A 16,394-nucleotide genomic window follows, 5' to 3' on the forward strand; every position below is an offset into this window, starting at 1 on the left:
AAGAAAAATTATTAGTGGTGTTTTGTATTACAATTTATTTATAATTATGATAATATATTTAAATTTAAATATTCAAGGAGGAAAAATGCAAAAAATTAAATTCATAATGATATTTAGTGTATTTGTAGCTTTTTTTATCGGATGTTCTTCTAAAGAGCAATTTAATCCTTTAGGACGTTCTTTAGGTGATGTAAATGATATTGATCCTTTAAAAATAGGTAAAAATCCAACACCACCTGCTAAGCAAAAAACACCAGCTTTAGTAGAAGGGAAACATTTTCCTGCTATACCACTTGTGCCACCAGTAATTACTACCAATACTTTTAAAGGGGATAATCCTATAAAAGGACCCTTGCCAAGGTTAACTTCGGATAATAAATTTACTTCAAATGCTTTGTATGAAAATTCAGGTATTGCAAGTGATTTTGTAACCATTATGAATCCAAACGGTGCTGCACTAACGGTTTGGGCATTAAATCCAGGGAATTGGATATGGGGTTATAATTTATTTGATAGTAAGCCTTTTGGCGATGCAAGAGTGTGGCAGCTCATTGAATTTCCAAACAATACTGTCATGATTAAAAATGCTAAAACTTTAACTTGCTTGAGTGCTTATGGAAATGGCATTGTGCATTATCCTTGTGATCAAAGCAATTTTGCACAATTTTGGAGACTCTTTCCTATGAGCAATGGTGCTTATCAAATTCAAAATTATGCTACTCAACAATGCATACAAACAACAGTTTCAAATGTAATGGAGGAGTTTGATTTTAATTATTATAGTATTTATTTGACGCCTTGTTTGAAATCAAAAGAAAAAAATTTAGATAGACAATGGAGTATAAGTGCACCTGCTTTTCAAACAAGATCACCTTATGCTTATACGGGAGAGTAATAATGAGAAAGATAATATTTTTAATTTTTAGTTTTAATTTATTATTTGGAGCTTTAGAAAATTATAATAGTGGCACTTGGAATTTACAAGGCTCATCAGCTTCTACTGAAAGCAAATGGAATATTAGCATAAGACAGCTTGTAACGGGTGCTAATCCTATGGATATATTAGCTGTTCAAGAAGCAGGAGTTTTACCAAGCACGGCTATAATGACTCCAAGACAAGTTCAGCCTGTGGGAGTTGGAATTCCAATTCATGAGTATGAGTGGAATTTGGGCTCATCAAGCCGTCCAAATTCTGTTTTTATATATTATTCAAGAGTTGATGTTGGGGCAAATCGTGTGAATATGGCTATAGTAAGTAGAGTGCAAGCTGATGAGGTTTTTGTTTTACCACCTCCAACCGTTGCTTCAAGACCTATTATAGGAATTCGCATAGGAAATGATGCGTTTTTTAGCATACATGCTTTAGCAAGTGGAGGTAATGATGGTGGAGCTATTGTGAGTGCTGTGGATAGTTTTTTTAGAAATAGACCAGAGATTAATTGGATGATTTTGGGTGATTTTAATAGAGAAGCAGGATCTTTGGTTTCTTTACTTGATCCAGATTTAAGAGCGCGTACACGAGTGATCCCTCCAAATACTAATACTCAAACTAGCGGAAGGATTATTGACTATGCTATCACAGGAAATTCCAATACAGCTTCTTTGTATAATCCACCGCCAATCATTGCTCTTTTAGCTGTAGCAGGACTTAGGACTTTTTTAGCTTCTGATCATTTTCCTGTGAATTTTAGAAGACCTTAGGAGTAAATGATGAAAAAAATTTGTATTTTATTTTTTATGGTTTTGAGTTTTTTAAGAGCTGAGGTTAGTTTAGATGAATTAGAAGATTTTACACCTATGTTTGCCATAAGATCTTTAGAAACAGGAATTTCGCTAAGTCCTTTTAGATACAGCTCTGAAATATTAGAAGAGCAAAATTGGTTTTTAAAAGAAATAATACTTAGTGATGAGTTAAAAGAAAAAGACAGGTATGCTGTGCAACGCCCTTTTGGTTATGTGCAGTTTATAAATCCTAGAGGTGCTGATGTATGTTTGGCTGTTTTAGATGAAAAAACTTTTGGAACAAAATCTTGCAAGCAAGATTTACAAGATGGACAAATGCAAACGGTTTTTTCTATCATGCCTACTACAAGTTCTGCTGTGCAAATTAGGTCTTTAACGCATGGTGGGGTAAAATGTATGAGTACTTTTTATGATGCATATATACCTATAGAAAATCGCTTTGGTTTAGATGATTGTACCGTAAATCCTTCTGTACCTATAGAATTAAAAGAATTATTTTTCTTTGCTCCTGCTATCGTTGAAGCAACTCCACTTTATTAAACTAAACCCGCTTTGCGGGTTTAAACTCTAAGTTAAAATTTGTTAAAATATCTTTAAAATTGATATAAGGTAGGTTAATGAAAACCTTTTTAGTTTGTGCCTTAGAGCCTTCAGCAAATTTGCATTTAAAAGAAGTTTTAAAAGCTTATAAAAATGAATATAAAGAATTTGATTTAGTAGGAATTTATGATGAGAGTTTGTGTAAGGAAATTGGTTTAAATTCCAAGCCACTTTATAGTTCACATGAGTTTAGCGCTATGGGTTTTATAGAGGTTTTGCCTCTCATTTTAAAAGCCAAAAGAGCTATAAAAGAGCTAGTAAATTTAAGTCTTACTCAAAAAATAGATGCGATTTTATGTATAGATTCTCCCGCTTTTAACATACCTTTTGCAAAAGCTTTAAAAAAAGTAAATTCTAAAGTAAAAAGAATTTATTATATCTTACCTCAAGTTTGGGCGTGGAAAAAAGATCGCATACCCATCATAGAAAGTCATTTTGATGTGCTAGCTTCTATCTTGCCTTTTGATAGTGAGTTTTTTGGCAAAAGCACTTATGTAGGACATCCGCTTTTAGATGAGATAAAAGAGTTTAAAAACCAAGAAGATATAAAAAATATACTTTCAAAAAAAGATGATGAAAAAATCATCGCTTTCTTGCCAGGCTCAAGAAAAAGTGAAATAAAGCGTTTAATGCCTATTTTTAGAGAGTTAAGTACCAAATTTAAAGGTAAAAAAATCCTTTGCGTACCTGAGTTTAATCTAAAAAGATTAGATTTTTATGGAGATGTGAGTAATTTTGAAATTCAAAGCAATACCCCAAAAGTGCTAAAAAATGCTGATTTTGCTTTTATTTGTAGTGGCACAGCTACACTTGAAGCAGCTTTGGTCGGCACGCCTTTTGTACTTGCTTATAAGGCTAAAGCTATTGATGTATTTATCGCAAGATGTTTTGTAAAACTCAAACACATAGGCCTTGCAAATATCTTTTTGGATTTTGCAGGAAAAAGTGAGCTTAATCCTGAATTTTTACAAGAGCAAGTGAATGTGGAAAATTTATATCAAGCTTATCTTAAATACGATTATAAGGCATTTTTTGATAAAGTAGATTTTTTAAAAGAATATTTGCAATTTGCAAGTGCAAAAAATTTAGCTAAAATACTTTATGAAATCAAATAAGGATAAATCATGCAAAAAGAACCTATGAGTAAATATGGCTATGAGAAATTAGAAAAAGAATTAGAACATTTAAAAAAAGTTGAACGCCCAAAAGTAGTAGAAGAAATAGACATAGCAAGAAGTCATGGAGATTTAAAAGAAAATGCAGAATATCACGCAGCTAGAGAAAAACAAGCTTTTATAGAAGGAAAGATAGCTGAACTTGGGGATTTGATCTCAAGAGCGCAAATCATCGATCCATCTTCTTATGAGCATGATAGTGTGAAATTTGGCTCAACTGTTGTGGTGGAAGATTTAGAAAGTGAAAAGCAAAGCACTTATACTTTAGTAGGGGTAAATGAGGGAAATTTAGAAAAAGGTTATATTTCCATTAGTTCGCCTATTGCAAAAGCAATGCTTGGCAAAAAAGAAGGCGATGATTTTAAAGTGCGCTTGCCAAAAGGCGAGAGTGAATTTGAAATCATTTCTATAGAATATAAAGCTTTGGAATTTTAATTTTTGCAAAAAATAATTATAAAAGAAAATGCTGTTTTCATTGCTGATGCACATGAAAATGAAAATAGGCGTGGTTTTTGGGATTTTTTACAAGCCTTAAAAGATAAAAAAATTCAAACTCCACAGCTTTTTTTAATGGGTGATATTTTTGATCTTTTAATTTATGAAGTAAAAGCCACGCATGATTTTGCAAAAGCTTATATAAACTTACTTGAAGAGCTTGCTGATGAGATTGAAATTATTTATTTAGAAGGTAATCACGATTTTAATTTGGTTAAATTTTTTAAAAAAGTGAAGGTTTTTAGTATAAAACAACAGCCTTTGCTTTGCGAATTTAAAGATAAAACCTTAGTAGAATTAGCCCATGGGGATATTTTTTTAAAACCTTTTTTGCAATTTTGCTTAAAAAGTTTGAGAAATCATTATCTACTACTTTTTTTAAATTTTTTAAATGTTACTAGTAAAGAAAAAATTACTCAAAAAATTTTAAAAAATCAAAATAAAAAACAACTTATTAGAAAAATTCCTCAATTTGCTACTTTAGTAAAAGAGCGTATAAAACACTACAATGTAAAATTTATAATAGAAGGACATTATCATCAAGATGTATTTTTAGAATTTGAGAATATAAAATATTTAAATTTACCTACTTTTGCATACAAGGAAAGTTTTTTTGTAGTAAAATATGAACCAGAAATCAGATTTCACAAAATAGAACTTAAGGAGGCATAATGTTTGATGAGAATGTCGTTAAAACAGGTTCAAATGAAATGGAGCTTGTTGATTTTCGCATCTTTAAGCAAGGCCAAGATAAAGTCTATGAGGGAATTTATGGTGTAAATGTTTCTAAGGTTAGAGAAATCATAAAAATTCCTTTTTTGACTGAAATTCCAGGGGTGCCTGAGTATGTTGAAGGTATTTTTGATCTTCGTGGTGTGGTGATTCCTGTGATTAATCTAGCTAAATGGATGCAAATTCAAGAGCCAGAAATGACAAATATAAAACCTAGAGTTATTATTACTGAATTTAGTAATGTATTAATCGGTTTTATCGTACATGAGGCAAAAAGAATTCGTAGAATTAATTGGAAAAATATCGAGCCAGCTAATTTTGCTACAAGTGCAGGTAGTTTGGATAAAAGCAAAATAACAGGTGTAACTAGAATCGAGGGTGATGAGGTTTTACTTATCCTAGATTTAGAAAGTATAGTGCAAGAGCTTGGAATTTATACTCCACAAACTGATATTGAAGATGATAAGATTCAAAAAATCGAGGGTATAGCTTTAGCACTTGATGATAGTTCTACTGCAAGAAAACTTGTTAAAGATTTACTTAATAAAATCGGCTTAAAAGTTGTAGAAGCAAAAGATGGTGTTGAAGGTTTACAAAAACTTCAAGAACTATATGGAGCATATGGTGATGATTTAAATAAACATCTAAAAATCATAGTAAGTGATGTTGAAATGCCTCAAATGGATGGTTTCCACTTTGCAGCTAAAGTAAGAGAAGATGAGAGATTTAAAAATATTCCTATCGTGTTTAACTCTTCTTTATCAAATGAGTTTATGAGTGATAAAGGTGTTAAAGAAGCAGGTGGCGAGGGATATTTGGTTAAATTTAACGCAAGTGATTTCTTTGCTGAAATTTCTCGTGTTATTAAAAAACATGAAAAAGGTGAGGAGTAAAAATGGAAGATATTCAAGAAATACTTGAGGATTTTTTAGTTGAAGCCTTTGAACTAGTTGAGCAAATTGACCATGATTTGGTTGAATTAGAAGCAAATCCTGAAGACTTAGAACTATTAAATAGAATTTTCCGTGTTGCACATACTGTTAAAGGTTCATCAAGCTTTTTAAATTTTGATGTTTTAACAAAACTTACTCATCACATGGAAGATGTTTTAAATAAAGCAAGACACAATGAGCTTAAAATTACTCCTGAAGTAATGGATGTGGTTTTAGAGTCTATTGATATGATGAAAACATTATTAAATTCTATTAGAGATAATGGAAATGATACAGCAATAGGGCTTGATATAGCTCCAATTTGTACAAGATTAACCGCTATTTCAGAGGGTGAAAGTTTAGAGTCTGTTGCACCGGCTAAAACTGAAGAGCCGAAAGAAGAAGTAAAAGAAGAGCCAAAGGCTGAAGAACCTGAAGTTGATGTAAATAAACTCAGCGATGATGAGGTTGAGGCTGAAATTGAAAGACTTTTAAAAGTAAGAAAAGCTGAAGACCAAGCAAGACGTGCTGAAAAGAAAAAAACACAAGAAGCTAATCCAGCTCCAAGCAAACCAGCCGCTCAAGCACAAAATGCAACTGCTGAGAAAAAAGTTCCTGCAGCAGGTGGTGGAAGTAGTGGTGCAAATATGGATCAAACCATCAGGGTTGAAGTAAAAAGACTTGATCATTTGATGAATTTAATTGGTGAGCTTGTTCTTGGTAAAAACCGCTTATTAAAAATTTATGATGATGTTGAAGAAAGATATGATGGGGAAAAATTCTTAGAAGAATTAAACCAAGTAGTATCGCAACTTAGCATTGTTACTACAGATATTCAATTAGCAGTTATGAAAACAAGAATGCAACCTATTGCAAAAGTTTTCAACAAATTCCCAAGAGTTGTACGTGATTTGGGTCGTGAACTTGGCAAGCAAATGGAGCTTGAAATTTCAGGGGAAGAAACTGAACTCGATAAGTCTATTGTAGAAGAAATTGGCGATCCTATTATGCATATGATTAGAAACTCGTGTGATCATGGTATAGAAGATCCAGCAACACGTGTGGCTAATGGCAAACCAGAAAAAGGAACCGTTAATCTTAAAGCATACAATGAAGGAAACCACATTGTAGTGGAAATTGCTGATGATGGTAAAGGGCTTGATGCGGATGCTTTAAAATCAAAAGCTATAGAGAAAAACTTAATCACAGAGCGCGAAGCTGATCAAATGAGTGATAAAGAAGCATTTGCATTGATTTTTAAACCAGGTTTTTCAACTGCTGCTAAAATCACTAATGTTTCAGGTCGTGGTGTTGGAATGGACGTTGTTAAAACTAATATTGAAAAGCTAAATGGTGTGATTGAAATTGACAGTGAACTTGGTAAAGGCACTGTGATGAAGCTTAAAATCCCACTTACTTTAGCAATTATTCAATCATTGCTTGTAGGTACACAAGAAGAGTTTTATGCTATTCCTCTTGCAAGTGTTCTTGAGACAGTTAGAGTGCCAATTGATGATATTTATACCATTGAAGGTAAAAACGTACTTCGCTTAAGAGATGAGGTTTTATCTTTAGTAAGACTTTCAGATGTATTTGGTGTAAAACAAGTGCTTGAAAATACTGATCAAACTTATGTAGTTGTTATAGGTGTAGCAGAAAGTAAGCTTGGTATTATAGTAGATACTTTAGTAGGTCAAGAAGAAATCGTTATTAAATCTATGGGTGAATATTTACAAAACATCCAAGGTATAGCAGGAGCGACGATTCGTGGCGATGGTAGAGTTACTTTGATTATTGATGTTGCTGCTATGATGGATATAGCTAAAGAGATCAAAGTAGATATTAAAGCACAAATTGAAGCGCAAGCTAAAAAAGTTGTGAAAGAAAAACCAAGTGATTATACAGTACTTATAGTGGATGATTCTAAGATGGATAGAAATATCATGCAAAAATCACTAGAACCACTAGGTGTGAGTATTATAGAAGCAACTAACGGCGTTGAGGCATTAAATACAATTAAATCAGGTGAGCATGATATTGATGCAGTGCTGATTGATATTGAAATGCCAAGAATGGATGGTTATACCTTAGCAGGTGAAATTAGAAAATATTCTAAATACAAAAACCTTCCACTTGTTGCGGTAACTTCAAGAACTAGTAAATCAGACCGTCTAAGAGGTGTGGAAGTAGGAATGACTGAGTATATTACTAAGCCTTACTCTCCAGAGTACTTAGAAAATGTAGTTAGAAAAAATTTAAAACTAGGATAAGAAGATGAATGATAAATTAAGCCAGGTTTTGCAAAAACAACAAGCGCAAATTGCAGAACCAGATGTGGATAAAGAAGAGGATATTATTCAGCTTGTTGGTTTTGTGGTAGGAGATGAGGAATATGCTATTCCTATTCTTAATATTCAAGAAATTATTAAACCTATAGAATATACTAGGGTTCCAAGTGTACCTGATTATGTTTTAGGTGTGTTTAATATGAGGGGTAATGTTATGCCTTTGATAGATCTTGCAAAAAGATTTAATCAAGGTAGTTCTAAAATGACACCTCAAACTAGATATATTGTTTTAAAAGGCGTAGCAAATGGAAATCAAACTCCTGCGGGTAATGCGGGTTTTGTGATAGATAGATTAACAGAGGCTATCAAAATTCACAGAAGCAGAATTGATCCGCCACCTGAAACTTTACTAAAAGAAAAAGGTATGATTTTTGGTATAGGTAAAAGAGAAGAAAATATTTTAACTATATTAAAAGCCGAAGCTTTATTAAAGCGTGAGTTTTAATGATAAAGCTTTGTGCCTTTGACTTTGACTCTACGCTCATGGATGGAGAAACCATCGACATTTTAGCACAAGAGTATAATGTCGGTGATGCTGTTAAAAGTATCACCGATAAAGCAATGAATGGTGAGCTTGATTTTTTTGAAAGCTTAAGTGCTAGAGTAGCCTTGCTTGAGGGAATGCCAGTTGATCAAGTAAGAAAGTGCTGTGAAAATTTACCTTTGATGAATGGCGCTAAAGAATTATGTGAGTATTTAAAAAATAAAAATATAAAAATTATTGTTTTTAGCGGTGGATTTCATGAGGGAATTGACTTAATACAAAATAAACTTCATTTTGATTTCGGTTTTGCTAACTTTTTGCATAGTAAAAACGGTGTTTTAACGGGAAAAGTTGGCGGAGAAATTATGTTTAACAACTCAAAAGGTATTATACTACAAAGACTTAAGAAATTTTTAAATTTAAAAACAGAAGAAATTATGTGTGTGGGCGATGGAGCTAATGATATTTCTATGTTTAAAGAATGTGGATTAAAAATAGCTTTTTGTGCCAAAGAAATTTTAAGATCTCATGCAGATATTTGTGTAGATAAAAAAGATTTAAAAGAAATAATAAAGGTAATACAATGAAAAAATTTTCACTATGGTGTGATTTTATAGAAAATGAATTTTTAGATCATGAATTTTTGGATTTAATATACTCAAGAACAATCAATGGTGCTACTTCAAATCCTGCTATTTTTAAAAATGTGATTTTAAACTCGGCCATTTATAAAGAAAAAATCAAAAAATCAAATCTCAAAGATAAAAAAGCCTTATATGAGTATCTTGCGATAGAAGATATAGCTAAGGCCGCAGATAAATTAGCTATTAATTATTATGAAAATAATGATGGTTTTATTAGTATTGAAATTGATCCAAGATTAAAAGATAATACTAGCTTATCTTTGGCTGAGGCAAAAAGATTATACACGCAAATTGCAAAAGAAAATGTGATGATGAAAATTCCTGCCACAGAAGCTTCTTATGAAGTAATGCAAGAATTAATGAAAAATGGTATTAGTGTAAATGCTACTTTGATTTTTGATTTTGAGCAAACTAAAAAATGCTTTGAAGCTTTAAATTTAGGTTTAAAAGAATTTAGAAAAAATAATACCGCAGCCAAAAAAGAACCTCAAGCCGTTATTAGTATTTTTGTAAGCCGTTTTGATAGATTATTAAATAATCAAGTTTTAGATAAAAATTATATAGGAATTCTTACTGCAACAAAGGCTTATAATTATATCATTAAACAAAATGAAGCAAATATTAGAGCTTTATTTGCAAGTACGGGTGTTAAGGGTGATGATTTAGAAAAAGATTATTATATTAAAGAATTACTCTATGATAAAGCTATTAATACTGCACCACTAGATGCTATTAAGGCTTTTAAAGGTAAGCAAATCGTATTTAAAGAGCCTTTAAAAGATGAGTGTATAGAGAAAAAACTGAATGCAAATATTTCAAAAGATGCTTTAAGTAAAGCTTGTAAAGATTTGCTTGATGATGGTTTAGAGCAATTTTGCATAGCTTATGAAGATATTTTAAAATCTTTATAAACTTATTTAGCTATAATTAGCGTTTATTTTTTTAGAAAGGAAACAGATGTTAGAAGGTATCGTTAGAGAGAGTATCGGTAGAAAAGCTGCTAAAGCTTTAAAAAGAGATGGTTATCTAATCGCAAACATCTACGGAAAAGGATTAGAAAACATCAATGCTGCTTTTAAAGTAAATGAATTTATTAAAGAAGTACGCAAAAAAACTACTTTAGCTTTTGATGTAAAAGTAGCAGATAAAGTATTAAATGTTGTGGTAGTTGATTATCAAAAAGATCCTGTAACTGCAGAATTAAAACACGTAGACTTAAAGGTAGCACAAAAAGGTGTTATTTCTAAATATATGGTTCCTGTAAAAATCGTAGGAACAGCTATGGGTCTTAAAAATAAAGGTGTTTTAATCCAATCAAAAAGAAGATTAAAAGTAAAATGTGCAGCTGAAAACTTACCAAATTATTTTGAATTAGATGTAACCAAACTTGATGTTGGTGATGCACTTTTAATCCGCGATGTAGTTGTACCTGAGGGTGTAACTATGGTTGATGCTGATAGAGTAGCTGTAGTTGGCGTAGAAAAAGCAAGATAAAATGACCTTAGTCGTAGGACTTGGTAATATAGGAGAACAATATGCCCAAACCCGTCATAATGTAGGGTTTATGCTAATTGACTTAATTTTGAAAGACTTGCAAACAACAAAGCTTTCAAATGCTAAATTTAAAGGAGAGCTTTTTAAAAGCTCTTCTACTCTTTTTTTAAAACCTTCCACTTATATGAATTTATCCGGAGAAAGCGTAAAAGCTGTTAGTGAATACTATAAATGCGATAGAATTATTGTAATCCATGATGATATAGATTTAAATTTAGGTGCTTTGAAATTTAAAATAGGTGGATCAAGTGGTGGGCATAATGGACTTAAAAGTATAGATAATCTTTGTGGTAATGCTTATGAGAGAGTACGCATAGGAGTAGGAAAAGGACAAGATGTAATTTCTCACGTTTTGGGGAAATTTAAACAAGAAGAACAAGAAAGCTTAACTAAGGTTTTAGAACATAGCAAAAAAGCCTTACTTGAGCTTTTAAATTCTGATATAGAAAAAATCGCTTCAAAATATTCTTTAAAAAGTTAAACGATGAGTATATTTTTTCGCTATATTTCATCTTTGTATTTAAAATCATTTTTTATTTTATTTTTTTCTTTGACTTTTTTCTTTGTAGCGATTGATTTTTTGCTCAATTTCAATAGACTGCCAAAAAGTGCAAATTTAGAGCTTTTATATATATTTTTCTTAACATGCTCAGCAGCTTCTTATATACTACCTTTAGCTATAGTCCTTGCTTTGGTTTTGTGTATTTTTAATATGATACGCTCGAATGAATTTGTTAGCTTATATGCTTTGGGTTTAAGTAAAAATCAAGTGATTTTTTATCCTTTTTTATGGGCTATGTTTTTTTGTTGTGTTTATGTAGGACTTAATTTTAGCTCTTTTGCTTATGCAGATGAATATAAAAGTAATATTCTTAAGCGTGGCGTTGTAGATAGAGAGGGTGGGGAAGTTTTGATTAAATATAATGATAAATTTATTTATATACAAAAAACAAGTTCTCAAACCCTATATAATGTAAAAATCTTTGATGTAAAAAATTTAGACATTCAAAGCATAATCCATGCAAAAACTGCTAAATTTAATGGAGATTCTTGGGATTTAAATGATGCTAAAGCTACTAATGTACCACAAAATTTGATTGTTTCAAAAGAGGGTTTAAGTATAGAAGAATTTAAAAATATTAAAGGTTTAGAAGACTTTTCTCCAAAAATTTTAGAAAGAATTTCTTTAGTAGAGAGTAATCCTTCTTATTCTATTTTAGACGCGCTAGAAAGTATGGCAATTTTTGCAAAACAAAATATTTCTACTAATACACTTAGAACAAGCTTGTATTCTTTGGTTCTTACACCATTTTTTGCGCCATTTTTAATGCTTATTGTGTATTATTATTTTCCTTTAACAGCAAGATTTTTTAATCTCGCACTTTTAGCTTTTGTATTTTTTGTGTGCATACTTTTGGTTTGGGGTTTGTTGTTTTTATTAACAAGATTGAGTGAAAATGAAATTTTACTTCCAGAGCTTGGTATAATGCTACCAGTATTTATTTTAATGAGTATAGGAAGTTTTTATTATTTTAAACACAAATAACTACAAGTGAGGTTTTTATGGATTATTTAAAACTAGCAAAAGAATATAACACACCATTTTATATTTATGATTTTGATAAAATCAAAGAACGCTTTATAATGTTAAAAGATGCTTTTAAAGCAAGAAAATCACAAATTTTTTATGCAGTTAAAGCGAATTCTAATTTAAGTGTTTTAAAACTTTTAGCTTCTTTAGATAGTGGGTTTGATTGTGTTAGTGCGGGTGAGATTTATAGAGCTTTAAAAGCAGGGGCTAAAAATTATAAAATTATTTTTAGTGGGGTAGGTAAAAGTGCTGATGAGTTAAAATATGCTTTAGAGCAAAACATACTTTATGTAAATTTAGAAAGCTATGAAGAAATGCTTCTTTTAGAACAAATTGCTAAAGAAAATCAAAAGACAGCCCGTATAAGCATAAGAGTAAATCCAAATGTAGATGCTAAAACACATCCTTATATTTCTACAGGTTTGCATGAAAATAAATTTGGCGTAGATATAGAAAGTGCCAAAAAAATGTATCTTTATGCTAAAAACTCACAATTTTTAGAGCCAGTTGGTGTGCATTTTCACATAGGCTCGCAAATTCTTGATATAAGCAGTATTCATGAAGCTTCTGCGATTGTTGCAAAATTAGTAAAAGAACTTTTGGCTTTAAAAATTAATATTAAATTCTTTGATATAGGTGGGGGTTTAGGGGTTTGTTATAAAGATGAGCAAGAACCAAATTTATATGATTATGCTCAAGGAATTTTAGCAAGTTTACAAGGTCTTGATGTGTGTATAGGTATGGAACCTGGTAGATTTTTAGTGGCAAATGCAGGTGAGTTTGTTACTAAAGTTTTATATGAAAAATTTAATGATAAAAAGCGTTTTGTGATTGTTGATGGGGCGATGAATGATTTATTACGTCCAAGTTTATATAGTGCTTATCATGAAATTAAGCTTTTGGGTGAAAATAAAGAAGAGAGTCTTTGTGATATTGTTGGTGGGGTTTGTGAGAGTGGAGATTTTTTAGCTAAAGATAGAAAACTAGCTAAGACAAAAGCAGGAGATTTGATCATAGTTAAAAGTGCAGGTGCATATGGTTTTAGCATGAGTAGTAATTATAATACTCGCAATAGAGTATGTGAGCTAGCTTGTGAAAATGGCACGGTAAGAATGATTAGAAAAAGAGAAAGTTATGAGGATCAAATTGCTTTAGAGCTTGATTTTTTAAAGGATTGAAATGTTGTTTTTAGATGTGCAAGGAACTTTGATTTCAGATTATGATAAAAGTCCTATAAATGGTGCTTTAGAACTCATTAAATCTTTAAATAAAGAAAAAATTCCTTATGTGATTATTACCAATAATACCAAAAAATTAGATTTTTTAAATTATTTGCAAAATTTGGGTTTTGAAATTAATGAAAAAGTTTATATCGATCCTTTTTGTGTTTTAAAAGATCATTTAAAACCTTGTAAAATAGCAGCTTTTGGAGCAAAAGAATTTTTAGATTCACTTCAAGAGTTAGGTTATGAGCTTGATTATAAAGATCCAAAAGCATTCTTGGTGGCAAGTTATGATGATTTTAAATTTCAAGATTTTGCTAGTATGATAGAGTATCTTAAAAATGGTGTGCAAGCTATAGCAATGCATGAAAGTAGTATTTATAAGAAAAACTCAAGGCTTTATCCAGGCGTTGGAAGTATTATGTCTATGCTTAAAAATGCATGCGAGTTTGATTATAAAGTGATAGGAAAACCTAGTAAGGCTTTTTATGAAAGTGCTTTAAATTTATTAAAACAGCAAGATTGTAATGTGAGTTTTGAAAATACTTTAATCATTAGTGATGATTTTAAAGGTGATTTGCTTGGTGCTTATGAGCTTGGCATGCAAACAGCCTTAGTTTTAAGCGGTAAAATTTCTAACATTCAAGGTCTTGATACAACTAAACTTAATTTTGTATATGATAGTATTAAGGATTACTACATATCGAGGTTTAAATGAAAGAGATAGAAAAATTACGCAATAAAATCGATACTATCGATGATAAAATTTTGGCTTTACTTAATGAAAGAATGCTTCATGTTAAAGATATAGGAGTTATTAAGCAAAATTTAGGTGGGAGTATTTATAGACCTGAGCGTGAAAGAGCTATTATAAATAGACTTAAAAATTATAATCATGGTTTATTAGATCAAAATGCAATCGAAGCAATTTATCAAGAAATTTTTGCTGTATCAAGAAATTTAGAAATGCCTCAAAGTATAGCTTATTTAGGCCCTGAGGGAAGCTATACACATCAAGTAGCAAGAACGCGTTTTGGTGCTATGAGTCGTTATACTCCACTTGCAAATATAGAAGATGTTTTTAAAGAATTAGCTCACAAAGAAGCAAAATATGGAGTAGTACCTATAGAAAATAATACAGCAGGTGCAGTGGGTGTGACGCTTGATTGTCTTGGAAAATATGAAGATGTAAAAATTTTTGCTGAAATTTATATGGATATTCATCATTCTTTTGTAAGCATGAGTGAAAATTTAAAAGATATTAAACGCATATATTCTCATCCACAAGGCTATAATCAATGTAGAAATTTTTTAGAAAGTCATGATTTAAGTGAAGTAGAATTTGTAGCAAGCAAATCCACAGCTCATGCGGCTTACTTAGCTTCGCAAGATGTTACTTCAGCTGCGATTTGCTCTAAGATTGCAGCAAAACTTTATAATGTACCTATATTATTTGAAACGATTGAGGATAATTTGGCAAATCGTACTAGGTTTTTGATTTTAAGTGATATAAAAATACCTCAAATGCCTCATTGTAAAACTTCTATCTTAGCACTTGCTGCACACAAACCAGGTGGGCTTAGTGATTTATTATATGAGTTTAAAAAAGAGGGGATAAATTTAACAAAACTTGAATCACGCCCTATAAAAACAAGAGAATTTGTGCATAGTTTTTATATAGATTTTGAAGGACATATTGATGATGAAAATGTCCAAAGAGTATTAAAAAAAGCTGAGCATATAAAATGGCTTGGATCATATTTATCAGGAGAAAGCAATGAAATTTAATCCTTTTTTAGAAGCTATTAAAACTTATGAAAGTGGCAAGGATATGGATTTAATTGCTAAAAAATATGGTTTAAAAGAAGTTATTAAACTAGCGAGTAATGAAAATCCTTATGGCACAAGTAAAAAAGCTAAAGAAGCCATTATAAATAATGCACATTTAGCTCATTTGTATCCTGATGATACTATGAGTGATTTAAAACAAGCTTTAGCGCAAAAATATGATATTTTAAAAGAAAATCTCATCATAGGTAGCGGGAGTGATCAAATCATAGAATATATAGTACATGCAAAACTTGATCATTCTAAGGCTTATTTACAATGTGGGGTTAGCTTTGCTATGTATGAAATTTATGCAAAACAACTAGGAGTTAAGGTTTATAAAACTCCAAGTTTAACCCATGATTTAAATGAGTTGTATGAGTTATATCAAAAGCATAAAAATGAAATCAAAGTAATTTTTTTATGCTTGCCAAATAATCCTTTAGGTGAGTGTTTAGACGCAAGTGAGGTTTTTGAGTTTTTAGAAAAAATTGATGAGGATTGTTTGGTAGCCATTGATGGAGCTTATAATGAATTTGCTTCATTTAAAGATAGTAAAAAGCATATTAATCCTAAAGAATTAATCCATAAATTTCAAAATGCAGTATATCTAGGAACCTTTTCTAAGCTTTATGGTTTGGGTGGTATGAGAGTGGGTTATGGTATAGCTTGCAAGGAAATTATTAATGCGTTTTATAAATTAAGAGCACCTTTTAATGTGACTAATTTGAGTTTAAAAGCTGCTGTTGCTGCGTTAGATGATGATGAGTTTGTGCAAAAAACTTTGGAAAATAATTTTTCGCAAATGAAACTTTATGAAGATTTTGCTAAAAATTATAAAATTCGATACATTCCAAGCTACACAAATTTTATTACTTATTTTTTTGATGAAAAAAATAGCACAGATTTATCTGAAAAACTGCTTAAAAACGGTATAATAATAAGAAATTTACAAAGTTATGGTTTAAATGCTGTGCGTATAAGTATAGGTACAGAGTATGAAAATTCAAGGTTTTTTGAAGAGTTTTCTAAAAATTTTTAGTTTG

18 protein-coding genes are annotated in these 16,394 nt (G+C 30.9%); all 18 read left to right on the forward strand.

Translation table 11 applies throughout. From position 1 onward, the window contains the following. The first annotated feature begins 85 nt into the window (after window positions 1-85). The gene (locus tag L8U41_RS01800; RefSeq protein ID WP_263727648.1) at window positions 86-895 is read left to right on the forward strand and encodes an RICIN domain-containing protein; all 810 of its coding nucleotides are present in this window, start codon (window positions 86-88) and stop codon (window positions 893-895) included. Window positions 896-897: 2 nt separating this feature from the next. Then, window positions 898-1,701, forward strand: coding sequence for a cytolethal distending toxin subunit B family protein (locus L8U41_RS01805; protein ID WP_263663909.1), 804 nt, complete (start codon window positions 898-900; stop codon window positions 1,699-1,701). A gap of 9 nt (window positions 1,702-1,710) precedes the next feature. After that, complete coding sequence (locus L8U41_RS01810; protein WP_263727649.1) at window positions 1,711-2,283, forward strand: cytolethal distending toxin subunit A; 573 nt, start codon at window positions 1,711-1,713, stop codon at window positions 2,281-2,283. Window positions 2,284-2,360: 77 nt separating this feature from the next. Continuing rightward, window positions 2,361-3,458, forward strand: a complete 1,098-nt coding sequence (gene lpxB / locus L8U41_RS01815) for a lipid-A-disaccharide synthase (protein ID WP_263727650.1) — start codon at window positions 2,361-2,363, stop codon at window positions 3,456-3,458. A gap of 9 nt (window positions 3,459-3,467) precedes the next feature. Further along, a complete protein-coding gene (gene greA / locus L8U41_RS01820) occupies window positions 3,468-3,953 on the forward strand; it encodes a transcription elongation factor GreA (protein WP_039619215.1) in 486 nt (161 codons plus the stop codon). A 3-nt stretch (window positions 3,954-3,956) separates the two neighbouring features. Further along, the gene (locus L8U41_RS01825) at window positions 3,957-4,685 is read left to right on the forward strand and encodes a UDP-2,3-diacylglucosamine diphosphatase (protein WP_412175018.1); all 729 of its coding nucleotides are present in this window, start codon (window positions 3,957-3,959) and stop codon (window positions 4,683-4,685) included. After that, window positions 4,685-5,638: a chemotaxis protein gene (locus L8U41_RS01830; RefSeq protein ID WP_263663913.1), complete on the forward strand. Its 954-nt coding sequence runs from the start codon at window positions 4,685-4,687 to the stop codon at window positions 5,636-5,638. Before L8U41_RS01825 ends, L8U41_RS01830 begins: the two co-directional genes overlap by 1 nt. Window positions 5,639-5,640: 2 nt before the next feature. Continuing rightward, on the forward strand, window positions 5,641-7,947 hold the full coding sequence (locus L8U41_RS01835) for a chemotaxis protein CheW (RefSeq protein WP_263663914.1): 2,307 nt from the start codon (window positions 5,641-5,643) through the stop codon (window positions 7,945-7,947). A 4-nt stretch (window positions 7,948-7,951) separates the two neighbouring features. Continuing rightward, window positions 7,952-8,470 (forward strand): chemotaxis protein CheW, encoded by a 519-nt coding sequence (locus L8U41_RS01840; RefSeq protein ID WP_039668837.1) that lies wholly within the window; start codon window positions 7,952-7,954, stop codon window positions 8,468-8,470. Next, window positions 8,470-9,096 carry a phosphoserine phosphatase SerB gene (gene serB / locus L8U41_RS01845; RefSeq protein ID WP_263706718.1) on the forward strand — a complete coding sequence of 209 codons (627 nt, stop codon included), beginning with the start codon at window positions 8,470-8,472 and terminating at the stop codon, window positions 9,094-9,096. The genes L8U41_RS01840 and serB overlap by 1 nt, the downstream gene beginning before the upstream one ends. Then, the gene (locus L8U41_RS01850) at window positions 9,093-10,064 is read left to right on the forward strand and encodes a transaldolase (protein ID WP_263727651.1); all 972 of its coding nucleotides are present in this window, start codon (window positions 9,093-9,095) and stop codon (window positions 10,062-10,064) included. Before serB ends, L8U41_RS01850 begins: the two co-directional genes overlap by 4 nt. Window positions 10,065-10,110: 46 nt before the next feature. Next, window positions 10,111-10,647, forward strand: a complete 537-nt coding sequence (locus tag L8U41_RS01855) for a 50S ribosomal protein L25/general stress protein Ctc (protein WP_133319540.1) — start codon at window positions 10,111-10,113, stop codon at window positions 10,645-10,647. Between the two features lies 1 nt (window position 10,648). Continuing rightward, entirely contained in the window at window positions 10,649-11,188 is a 540-nt protein-coding gene (pth, locus tag L8U41_RS01860) for an aminoacyl-tRNA hydrolase (RefSeq protein ID WP_263663917.1), read from the forward strand. Between the two features lie 3 nt (window positions 11,189-11,191). Continuing rightward, the gene (locus tag L8U41_RS01865) at window positions 11,192-12,253 is read left to right on the forward strand and encodes an LptF/LptG family permease (RefSeq protein WP_263702333.1); all 1,062 of its coding nucleotides are present in this window, start codon (window positions 11,192-11,194) and stop codon (window positions 12,251-12,253) included. Between the two features lie 17 nt (window positions 12,254-12,270). Continuing rightward, entirely contained in the window at window positions 12,271-13,476 is a 1,206-nt protein-coding gene (lysA, locus tag L8U41_RS01870) for a diaminopimelate decarboxylase (protein WP_263727652.1), read from the forward strand. Between the two features lies 1 nt (window position 13,477). Further along, a complete protein-coding gene (locus L8U41_RS01875; RefSeq protein WP_214126660.1) occupies window positions 13,478-14,239 on the forward strand; it encodes an HAD-IIA family hydrolase in 762 nt (253 codons plus the stop codon). Then, window positions 14,236-15,309 carry a prephenate dehydratase gene (gene pheA / locus L8U41_RS01880; RefSeq protein ID WP_070255253.1) on the forward strand — a complete coding sequence of 358 codons (1,074 nt, stop codon included), beginning with the start codon at window positions 14,236-14,238 and terminating at the stop codon, window positions 15,307-15,309. The genes L8U41_RS01875 and pheA overlap by 4 nt, the downstream gene beginning before the upstream one ends. After that, window positions 15,299-16,390: a histidinol-phosphate transaminase gene (gene hisC, locus L8U41_RS01885; protein WP_263727653.1), complete on the forward strand. Its 1,092-nt coding sequence runs from the start codon at window positions 15,299-15,301 to the stop codon at window positions 16,388-16,390. The genes pheA and hisC overlap by 11 nt, the downstream gene beginning before the upstream one ends. The last annotated feature ends 4 nt before the right edge of the window (window positions 16,391-16,394 follow it).

It is taken from the genome of Campylobacter sp. RKI_CA19_01116 (assembly GCF_025771405.1).
In the GTDB taxonomy this organism is placed as follows: Bacteria; Campylobacterota; Campylobacteria; order Campylobacterales; family Campylobacteraceae; genus Campylobacter_D.